Origin of the sequence: Microbacterium sp. Kw_RZR3 (assembly GCF_029222405.1) — a bacterium.
Taxonomy (GTDB): domain Bacteria; phylum Actinomycetota; class Actinomycetes; order Actinomycetales; family Microbacteriaceae; genus Microbacterium.
The window spans coordinates 23,282-33,994 of sequence record NZ_JARHXC010000268.1; the positions used below are offsets into that span (position 1 = coordinate 23,282).

Here is a 10,713-nt window from a genome sequence, read left to right on the forward strand (position 1 = left end):
GTGCTGCACGGTGACAGCGGTCGTGTCTCCCCCGACACTTCGCGCATCTTGCGATTCGTGACGTGTCGGGCTCACGTGTGATCCACCGCACGTCAGAATGATCGGACGCGGTTGTGGTGGATATGCCGTGGGGGCGACCTGTTCGCAGATCGATCCCTGAGATGGTGCGAGCGTTGATCCGCACCCCCTGCCCGAAGGCATGACGCACGGCGCGCGTGAACGCACACCCGGTCAATGATACGTGGTGTTCGGGGGTGCGGGCAAACGTGGGGCGATCTCGCAGCACACGGTGCGCGACCGTCCGCGAGATCGCCGCGCTCAGCGGGCGAGCGCGAGGAAAACGGCCAGGGCTCCCGCGATCACGGCGACGGTCGTTCCGCCGATGACGAGCGGGGCGAGGGCGCCGCGACGCGAGGATCGGGCGCGCACGAGCGCGGGATCGCGCTCGGGACCGCCCCTCGGCGCGGGCGCGCTGCGTTGCACGCGAACAGCGTCGTCGATGCGAGGCCGGTACGTCTCGGCAGCGTCGGGGTCGGGGACGCGTGCGGGTCGCGGAGCGGTCGGAGCATCGTCGGCGGCTGGCGCAAGCCCGCGCGAGGAAGCATCTCGCGAGGGAAGCGCGTCGCGTGATCCCCGGGACCCCGGAGCCGTCTCGTGATCGTGCTGCACGGTCCGGGGCGAGCGCGCCGTCTCATCGACCTCGGTGCGGAGTCGCGGCGCGGTGTCGTCGTCCGCCGACGTTCCGCGCGCGGAGCGGACGGTGTCGTCGACGAACATGCGGGAACCGGGTGCGGTGTCATCGATCACCTCCGCAGCGACGGGCTGCTCCTCCCCGCCTCCGGCGTGGTCCACGCGAACGGTGTCGTCGTCTCCGCGACGCCGGGCGATCAGGGTGTCGTCATCGGCGCCTCCGGAACGGCGGCGACGGGCGACGACCGTCTCGTCGGCGTCATCCTGCTCGGAGTCGACGGGGGCCGTCGGCCAGGGCCGGAGTCGGCCCGCCCAGAGCGTGACCTCGTCGGGGTCGTCCGGCTTGTCGTAGGGGCCGCTCACGCGTCCCTCCGGGACAGCCGCACCTCCGCGTCACCCAGGAAGAACCGCTCACCGGCTTCGATCTCCTCCCCCGGAGGCGCCTCGATCTCGGTGCCCATGAGGGTCGCGAACAGCACTCCGTTCGTCGAGTCCAGGTCGGTGACGAACCACGTGTCCCCGCGGAGCTGGAGTCGCGCGTGGGTCTTGGACACCGTGCGCGTGTCATCGGAGATCGCCACGAGCTGTGCGTCGGGGAATGCGGTGTCGGCGGCGGGGCGGCGACCCACGATGACCACGGGCGACGTGAGGTGGATCGGGTCGCCGCTGGGCGGGACGAGCGCCCAGGGGATCCGGCGTCGACGAGCCACGACCGTGCGATCCAGGGCGTCGAGGTCGTCGTCGGCGTCCGGGTCGGCGGCGAACTCCGGCTGCGTGTACAGCGCGGCGACCGAGGTGCGCGCGGAGCGGGGGGCGCCGGCATCCGGAGCACCGGAGACGGCCGAGACCGCCTCGGACAGCTCGGGGAACTCGTCCGGAGTCACCTCGGCGTCGGTGGCGAGCGCCTCGGAGGCCGGCGGCGCCTCGGGGGCGGGACGCGTGAGAGGAGAATCCGACACCGGGGTATCGACGACCTCTGCCCGGCGCGGCGGCGCCCACGGCTCCGGCTGCGGGAACGTCTGCGCGGCGCGCGGCGCGGGCTCGACCTCGGACTCCGTCGGCGCGGGGGGCACCGCGGCGGCACCCCGCCCACGGAAGGGCAGACCCGGGGTCAGGGGGACCGTGGGCTGGAAGCCGTTGTCGTCGGGGTCGGACGAGGCGGGCGCCGCATCGGCGGTGCTGCGACGCGGAGCGGGGTCGCTCGCGTCGGCGCGAAGGGCATCGAGGACGTCGAACACGGACGTCGGGGGCGCGGCATCCGGAGCGCGGTCCTGCGCGCGAGGCGCGGCGGGGCGCTCGGACAGCGGGGCCTCGTCGTCGTGACGGGACGGCGCCCAATCCACGGCCGAGGGCACGGCGTCCGCCAGCGAACCGGAGGGAGCGGCGAAGGGGAGCACGACGGGCTCGGAGCGGGGTGAATCGTCGTCGGCTGCCGCGGCGGGGGGCTCGGGCGTCCAGCCCCCGACGAGGGGCACGTAGGGACCGGCGAAGTCCTGGCCCCGTCGCGACGGCGCGGAGTTCTCATCGACCGCGGACGAGCGGATCGCCTCGTGCCCGTACCAGCGCGTAGAACCGAAGCCGAGAACACTCGCCCACACGACCTGCAGGAGAACGCCGAGCACGGTCGTCCCGGCCCCGCGATCGAACCCGACGCTGATGCGATGCACCGCGACGGTGAAGACGATCACGAACGCGATCCCGCCGAAGAGCGGCACGAGGTTCAGAAGGATGAGCCAGGGCGAGAAGCCGCCGAGCTTCAGGATCGTGGCGCCGTTCACCACGGGGACCCAGGCCTTCCACGACGGCTCGCCGGTCTTGGCGAACATCGCCGACAGTGCCAGGGCGTACCAGACATAGAGGATGACGAACAGGACGGCGGTGGACAGCCCGAGGATGGCGCCGGTGGAATCGTTCATGTCGTGTCGCGCCGCCGTGGGGCGGGGCGCTTCCCCCTCTCGTCGCGGTGCGGCGGCCGTCGGCGCGTGGGGCGCGGGGCGAGGAACCGCAGGAACGATCTCAACGATACGGCCGCGAGCAGCCGCCGCCATCCGCCGCGCTGACGCGTGAGCGTGCGGCGTTCGGCATCGACGATCCGCCAGAACGCCGCGGCTTCGTCGGCCGTGACGGTCCGGGACGAGAAGACCGCGCGATCGGCCTCGTCCGCGAGACGTTCGCCCCCGGCTGTGCCCCACGCCGACACGAGCTCTCGGCGTGTGGATGCCGGCGGGAGTTCGCGACCCGCATCCACACCGGCGTCGACGTACTCGTCCCACCCACCGGCGATCGCGGCGCGAGGGTCGGGATCGCGACGGCGGCCGCGACGACGGATCACCTTCGCGATCACCACCGCAAGGAACGGGCCGAAAAGCACCAGGACGACGAGAAGCGAGAGCCCGGTGATCCGCAGGATGGGCCACAGCCAGGCGAGATCGAGACCGTCGTCCGCCCGGTTCTCATCGTCGAGGCTGTTGTCCTCCTGCAACGGAGCCGGCGGAACGACGTCGTCGACCGTGTCGGGGCGCACCTCGGTGACGTTCTCGGGGTCGCGCTGCTCGGTGACCTCGAGGCTCGGCGACTGCTCCCGCTGCGGGGTGACGTCGATCGCCGCCCACTGTCCATCGGTGCCCTGTACCTCGGTCCACGCGCTGAGGTCTTCGGCACGGCAGATCCCGGCGTCGCACGTCGGGAGCGCGGGATCCGCGGACGTCAGTCGCGCGCCGACGACGACGCGCGCGGGGAAGCCCAGCTCGCGGGCGATCAGGGCGACGGCGACGGCGAACTGCTCGTCGTCGCCGACGGCGGCGACATAGTTTCCGGATGCCGCGGCCCGAGGGTCGTCCTCCCGGTCGAGCAGGCGCTGGAACATCGTCTCGATGCGGGCCAAGGAGTGACCGGACGCGCTCGGCTGCACCTGATAGCCCGAGAGATCGGTCGCCCACTTCGGGAGTGCGGAGCCCGCGGCCGGCGCCAATCCGTGGCTGAGGTACCCGCGCTCCCGCAGCAGCTGCACGAGGGAAGCGAGCGCCGCCCCGCCGTCGCCGGTCGCGTGCTCGTCGACCCACCGGCGGAGGTTCTCGCCGCCCGAGACACCGCCGGGAGCGCCGGGAGGAGTCAGGCTCGCGACGTCCACCGCGGCGGTCTCGGTCCCCGTCACCCGGTAGCGGTCGCCCGGCTCGAGCCCGCCGTCGGCGATCTGCACGCCCGCCTCTGCGGCGGAACTGTAGTAGAACCGGTCGGCCAGCTGGTTCGCCCGGTCGCCGGCGAAGGTGGCTTGACTGAGGCTTCCCGCCGTCGGCATCCAGATTCCGCCGAGGTCGCCGATCTCGATCTCGGCGTCGATCGGACGCCCCTCGCCCGACGGCAGTCGCGACGGGACGCGGACGAAGCGCCCCTCGCCCGTGCCCGAGGAGCGGAAGATCTCTCCGTCGTAGGAGTCGAGCGTGGCGACGCGGATGCGGTCGGGCAGGGCACCGTCGCCGTTCACCTGGAACAGCACGTCGTCGACGCGGGCGTCCGAGAACATCGCCCGGTACGAGGACAGCGGACTCACCGCCTCCGCGATCTGCCGCTCCGGACCCGTGGCCGACCGCAGCACGCGACGGTCGGCGTCGGCAGCCGCCCACGGGACCACGGCGACGGTCGCGAGAGCGGCGACGAGGATCATGCCCGCCCCGGTGAGGGCGCGACGCCGATCCGTCCGCGATCGCCGCGTGCTCGACGCGACCGTCGCCAGGGCGGTGGCACGACGGAGAGACCGGACCCGCTCGTCGTGGGCCCGCCACGCGAGCCAGAGCACCGCGGAGAGCAGCGCCGCCAGCCCCACCGCGGTCTCGATCGGCGCGGGCAGCGACAGCGGACCCCACACGAGCGGCGAGCTCGGGGACGTCCGCCCGAAGAACAGACCGAACCCGGTCATGAGCAACCCGCTCACGACGGCGGCCGTCGATCGCCGATCGGTCCGCACGGCGAGGGAGAGCGTGAGCACGGTGCCGACGAGGAAGACCACGAGGGCGGGCACGAGCAGGTTGCGGTAGTCGCCCACCGGGAGGTCGACGGTGACCAGGTCCTTCCAGGCCACGAGGACGCCCGCGGATGCCTCGCCGATGCCCCGCAGGATCTCGAGCGGCCCCCCGAGCCGCGACGGGACGGCGAGCGGCACGCACAGCACGAGGAACGCGACGACCGTCGCGGCCGCCGTGATCCACCCACCGCCTCGGCGCCAGGTCACGAGCGCGACGATCAGCGCCGCCGCGAAGGCGGACACGACCACGAGCACGAGGAAGGACCGCGAGGCGTAGACCGGCCAGGCGGCGACAGCGGCGAGCGCGACCGTCACGAGCGTGTAGAGCGCGGCGGCGACGACGCGCCCCGGATGCCGGGCGGCGGTCACGAGGTCGCTCCCCGCACGAGGAGCCCGGAGAGATCGTCGAGGGTGCCGATGGTCAGGACGGTCAGGCCGGCGATGCTCTCCATGCGCGGGTGCGCACGCTCGTCGCACACGACGGCCGCGACCGCGGTGTCGGCGGGGAAGGCCAGCGCGGCCTGACGCAGGTGCGCGACGGGAACCCGGGAGCCGACGACGACGAACGCGATCGAAAGACGCTCGTTCGATTCGGATGCCAGGCGGCAGACGTCGGAGACCGGCATGGTGTTGTCATAGCGCTCGAGGGCGCTGAATCCGTCGAGCATCTGTCGCGGAGTGATCGTCGGCACGTGACGGATCGCGCGCAGACGGCCCTTGACGACGCGCGGGATCTCGGAGCCCGTGACGATGTCGATGTCGCGGGCGTCGCGGACGGCGCGAAGCCCGAGCGACGCCGCGGCGGCCACGGCGAGCTCGTACTCGTCGGCGTCGAGGTACTCCTGCGAGGCGGCTCCGAGAACGACGGCCATGCGGGAGCGGCGCGATTCCTCGTACTGACGGACCATCAGTCGGCCGGTCTTGGCCGTGGACTTCCAGTGGACCTGCCGCTGCGAGTCGCCCGGCGCGTACTCGCGGATGGCGTGGAACGACATGTCGGCGTCGACGAGGCGACGGGTCGCGTTGCCCTCGAGGTCGCGCACGAGACCGGCGCTCGTGGAGGGAAGGGCGACCGTGCGGGGGTGGACGAACAACTCGTGCGCGTCGTCGAAGTCGTGCTCTCGGCGCAGGAGCCCGACGGGATCGCTGCGGACGGTCGTGACCGGACCGACACGGACGATGCCGCGCGGCAGCGGCGGGATCTCGAGCGCCTCGGTGACGCTCTGCCCCGGACGAAGGAGCGGGACCCCGAACTCCACGAGGCCCTGCCCGACGGGGATGTCGAGGCGCCCGGGGAGCGCCACACGCGAGCTCTCGTTGTGCACGACGATCTCGCCCGTCACACCGTGACCGGCCACGACGCGCTCACGCGCGAGGGTCAGATCGACGGCGTAGGCGCGGGCACCGAAGAGGAAGGGCACGCTCATGAGCAGCAGAAGGAGTGCGGCGCTGCCGGCGACCATCCACTCGACCCAACCGAAGACGACGCCGAGCAGCAGGCCCCCCGTCGCGGCGAGCGTCACGACGGCGCCCGCCGGGCGCACGGTGCGCCCCGCCCATCGCGTCGCCGTGACGGCGGCATCCGTCGTGACGCGCCACGCCTCGGCGACGCGCACGACGGCGCGCACGATCCGCCGCTCGCGCCGCGTCGAGGTGGACGTGATCGAGGTGCGCGAGCCGGTGACGGCCGTGCCGGCGGACGTGCGCGTCAACCGCGACTCGGTGAGGTTCACCTCCGGCATGGGCGAATTCCCCTCGCAACGGAGGTCATCGCGCGCGCTCGCTCTCGCGCTGCGTGGGCGGTGCGACGTCGAGGAGCACCTGCCCGATGACCGCCTCCGCGGTCACCCCGTCGAACTCGGCCTCGGGGTGCAGGATGAGCCGGTGCGAGAGCACCGCCACGGCGAGCGCCTTCACATCGTCGGGGGTCGCGTACGTGCGGCCCTGCGCGGCGGCGCGGGTACGGGTGGCCCGGGTGAGGGCCAACGCCCCGCGAATGCTGACGCCGAGGCGCACCTCGTCGGCGGAGCGCGTGGCATCCACGAGCCGGGCGATGTAGTCGAGGACGAGGGCGTCCACGTACACGGTGGCCGCGAGGTCGGCCATTCCGACGAGAGCCTGCGGGGTGACGATCGGGCGGAGGTCTGCCGTCGAGACCGCGGCTCCGTCGAGGATGCGCACGGTGGCGGCGTGATCGGGGTAACCGAGCGAGGTCCGCAGGAGGAAGCGGTCGAGCTGCGCCTCGGGGAGGCGATAGGTGCCCGCCTGCTCGACGGGGTTCTGCGTCGCGAGGACGAGGAAGGGCACGCCGACCTCGCGCGACACTCCGTCGATGGTGACCCGCCCCTCTTCCATGACCTCGAGCAGGGCCGACTGCGTCTTCGGGCTCGCCCGGTTGATCTCGTCGGCGAGCACGATGTTGGCGAAGACGGGCCCGGCGTGGAACTCGAATCGCCCCGTCTTCTGGTCGTACACCGTGATGCCGGTGATGTCGCCCGGCAGCAGGTCGGGCGTGAACTGGATGCGGGTGTTCGTCCCCTGCACCGACTGGGCGACCGCGCGCGCGAGCGAGGTCTTCCCGGTACCCGGCACGTCCTCGAGGAGGACATGCCCGTCGCTCAGCATCGCGGTCAGCACGAGCTCGACCACGTGCCTCTTACCGAGCACGGCGCGCTCGACGTTGTCGGCGATCTGCGAGAACGTCTGCGCGAACCAGGTCGCCTGCTCCTGGGTGATCGTCATGTCGGTGGGTCTCTCTCTGGGGGATGGATGCGGGGGGATGGATGCCGGGGGCCGGACTACGCGGGGATCGGTGCTTCGCGGGTCGAGGCTCGGCGGGTCAGGGCTTCGTCGGGGTTCCGGGCGAGCAGGAGCCCGACACGGTGAGCGTCGCCGCGTCGAGTCCCCACCCCTGGGCGGACCAGTCGACGGTGACGACGACATTCTCGACGCGCTCCGCGCCCACGGGGACGCGATCGCTGCCTTCGGCGCGCGGCACGACCGCTCCGTTCCCATCACGGAAGACCGCGTTCGAGGTGTCGACCTTCAGGACCGCCTTGTCGTTGCTGGAGCTCGTCACGATGTCGAGCTCGTCGCCGGCGACGCACGAACGCACGTAGGCGGAAGCCTGCACCTGATAGGGCGCGCTGCCGTCGGCGGGAGTGACGCGTCCGGTCTCGGACTTCGTGCCCCACAACTCGTGCTCGAAGTAGACGCCGATACCCGGGTCGCTGTCGAAGACCGTCGACCTGTTGTTGTCGAAGTTCGTGTACTTGGGCACGTTGTTGCGCGGGGGCTTGTTTCCGGCCTGGATCGTTTCGTCGATCCGCCAGCGCGCGATCGCGCGACCGCCATCACGATCGAGAATCGGCTCCGCGTCGACGCGGAACGTGTACCCCTGCGGCGCCGCGCGATCCTGATCGACCCGCTTCGTGTCGGTCACGGGGGCGGCCGAGCCGTACGTCTTGCCCTGGTAAACCGAGTCGACGCAGGCGGTGAAGGTGTACTCCTCGCCGTCCTTCTTGCCGGGGAACTCACGGCGTGCGCCGTCATCGCCCGTCCGGCAGTTCGTCCCCTCGACGATGCCGAAGCGCAGCTCGGAATCAGTGCCGTTCGGATCGGCGGTCGCTTGGGCCATGATCGTCGCCGACCCGTCGGACGCCGTGCGCGAGGTGAGGGTCAACGCGAGCCCGGTCGGTTTGCCCACGCCGTGGGCGCGGAAGGTCAGGACGCCGCCCTCGACCGAGCCGCCGAGGCCGGCGGGGACGTCGAAGCGCGACAGCGGCGTGACGCGGACTTCCGTCGACGCGTTGCTGCCGACGCGGAAGCCCTTGATCGGCACGTCCTGCTGGTTGCGCCCGACCGAGACGGTCTGCGTCTCGCCCGTGCTGCTCCGGATCTGGAGAGACCCCGTCTCGGCGGCATCCACTCCTCGCACGAGGAGGTCGACGACGTTGCCGGAGCCGTCGTCCGTGACGGTCGGGGTCCAGTCCACGCTGTCGGGGCGCGGCGGCGGGTCGTACGCCCACGCGGTCGTGCGCACGGAACCGCGCGATTCGCCCACGTCATTGACGGCGGTGACGACGTACTCGCGCTGGTCGCCGTTCGGGGCGGAGACGGTGGGGCAGCCGCCGTCCGGCGCGCAACGGGCGACGATGTCGCCGCGGTATCGCACGACGAAGCCGGTGAGCCCGGGGTATGCGCGCCGCGCCTCCCCCGCGTCGACGCGGAGCGTGAGCGAGCCGTCGGCGTACGCGGACTGGCGGACGCTCGCCGGGGTGCGCGGGTAGCCCTGGAGGTCGAGCACGACGCGCGCGTCGCGGGGACCCGCGGTGCTGCGCCCCTGGGCGTCGCGCAGGGTCACGCTGGCGGCGCAGGTCGCACCGGGGGCGTCGCCGGTCCAGGATGCCGCGATGCTCGTCGCCGAGGCCACCGCGAAGCTCACGCCCGTGCAGGTTCCCGTCGACCGGACGCCGACCACCTCGAGCGGTGTGCGCGGGAGCGGGTTGACCTCTCCGTCAGCGCCGATCACCTCGATCGTGCACGAGGAACCGTCGGCCTGCGAGCACTGGCGCGAGGTGGTGCCGCCCTGCGGGAGGGTCGACGGAGCTGCTCCGACGCGAAGGAGGAGACGGGCGGGAGCCACCGCGTTGTGACTCGTCACCGTGATGATGGCCGCGTTCTCGCTTCCCGGAATGGCGCGATCAGCACCGGTCACGGTGACGGTCGAGCCGTCGAGCGTGACGGACGAGAACGCCGACCCCGAGTACTCGAGCGCGTAGCGGATGCTGTTCCAGTCCTCGCGGCCCAGCTGCCACGAGGTCATGTTGCGCAGGTCGAAGGTCGCGGTCTCGCCCGGCCCGACCGTGAGCGAGCCGGGGCGAAGCTCGGGCTGCGGGTCGCGCGCCACGATGCCGATCGGGACGGAGAGGAGCGTCCACTCCTGCGTCCCCGCGATGCGCACCGGAACGATGCAGGCATCGGCCCACGGTGACCCGGTCCCGGCTTCGTAGGTCACCCGGGAGCCCGACACCGTGCACCGCGCCTCGGCGCGCGCGCCGGTCGTGGTGGCCTCGGTGCCGACCTCGAGGGTGGCGCGCCGAGGAAGGGCGACGAGGGATGCCATGTCGAACTCGACCGACGACAGCTCGTCGACGCGCTGCGCCGAGTTGGGACGCAGGGCGAGCGTCACGTCGTCGTCACCGGGGACGCGGAGGAACGCGTAGGTCGTGACCTCGGAGCCGCCGACCGTGCCCGTGACCGCGAAGGGGATGATGCGGCGCGTCGCCGGCAGATCCCCCGAGATGCGTCGCCCGTCGACGCGGACGTCGGACGGATTCCCCCACAGCGAGACCCTCAGGTCGCTCACGTCGCCGCCCGACCACGTGGCGCGACCGGCGAGAACGTCGACCCCCGTCGTGAAGTCGTCGCGGTCCTCGAGGGTGAGCGCCGTGTCGGCCACGACCGGATAGTCGGGCACGCTCTCGCGAACGACCTTGACGACGATGAGTCCTCGCCCGGTGTTCCCGGAATCGGATGCCACGTCGTAGAGGAACGACATCGTCGCGGGGGCGTCTCCCGCGCGGATCACCACCCCGGTGTCGGTGACCGACTCGACCCGCTCGGCCAGGCGCGCGTACTCGGGGTTGTCCTCGCCGTCGACGAGTTTCTCGGGGAGGTCGGGACGCACACCGGTGAGCGTCAGACGACCCTGCGTGGGATCGATGTCGTTCGCGAGCGGGCTCACGCGGAGCCGGCTGTCTGCGCCCGCCTGCACCTGGACGTAGTCGGTGAAGGTGATGGGGCTCGGGTTCGCCTGGGCATCCAGGACGCCGATGCGCACGGTGCCCTCGCCCGTGGCGCCGGCAGTGTCGGAGACGCGGTAGCGGAACGACACCTGGCCACGATCCCCGGGCACGGACGCGTAGACGAGAGAAAGTCCGTCGGGAGAGATCGACGCGGTCCCGCGATCGGGTTGGCTGACGATCCGGTCGAGCATCACC

At 72.1% G+C, this 10,713-nt stretch carries 6 protein-coding genes; all 6 read right to left on the minus strand.

Annotation, left to right across the window (positions count from 1 at the left end; translation table 11 throughout):
• Positions 1-318: 318 nt before the first annotated feature.
• Entirely contained in the window at positions 319-1,053 is a 735-nt protein-coding gene (locus tag P2P98_RS14940) for a hypothetical protein (RefSeq protein WP_275800922.1), read from the minus strand.
• Positions 1,050-2,606 carry a DUF5684 domain-containing protein gene (locus P2P98_RS14945; RefSeq protein WP_275800924.1) on the minus strand — a complete coding sequence of 519 codons (1,557 nt, stop codon included), beginning with the start codon at positions 2,604-2,606 and terminating at the stop codon, positions 1,050-1,052. The genes P2P98_RS14940 and P2P98_RS14945 overlap by 4 nt, the downstream gene beginning before the upstream one ends.
• Positions 2,603-5,080 (minus strand): transglutaminase domain-containing protein, encoded by a 2,478-nt coding sequence (locus P2P98_RS14950; protein ID WP_275800925.1) that lies wholly within the window; start codon positions 5,078-5,080, stop codon positions 2,603-2,605. The genes P2P98_RS14945 and P2P98_RS14950 overlap by 4 nt, the downstream gene beginning before the upstream one ends.
• Positions 5,077-6,453 carry a DUF58 domain-containing protein gene (locus P2P98_RS14955; RefSeq protein ID WP_275800927.1) on the minus strand — a complete coding sequence of 459 codons (1,377 nt, stop codon included), beginning with the start codon at positions 6,451-6,453 and terminating at the stop codon, positions 5,077-5,079. The genes P2P98_RS14950 and P2P98_RS14955 overlap by 4 nt, the downstream gene beginning before the upstream one ends.
• A gap of 25 nt (positions 6,454-6,478) precedes the next feature.
• Entirely contained in the window at positions 6,479-7,453 is a 975-nt protein-coding gene (locus P2P98_RS14960; protein ID WP_058595432.1) for a MoxR family ATPase, read from the minus strand.
• Positions 7,454-7,550: 97 nt separating this feature from the next.
• On the minus strand, positions 7,551-10,713 hold a 3,163-nt coding region (locus tag P2P98_RS14965; protein WP_345799727.1), incomplete at its 5' end, for an Ig-like domain-containing protein.

Bases quoted from the DNA above. Each gene is read 5' to 3' on its own strand.
- P2P98_RS14945 (WP_275800924.1), bottom strand. From the start codon at position 2,606: ATGAACGATTCCACCGGCGCCATCCTCGGGCTGTCCACCGCCGTCCTG.
- P2P98_RS14955 (WP_275800927.1), bottom strand. From the start codon at position 6,453: ATGCCGGAGGTGAACCTCACCGAGTCGCGGTTGACGCGCACGTCCGCC.
- P2P98_RS14960 (WP_058595432.1), bottom strand. From the start codon at position 7,453: ATGACGATCACCCAGGAGCAGGCGACCTGGTTCGCGCAGACGTTCTCG.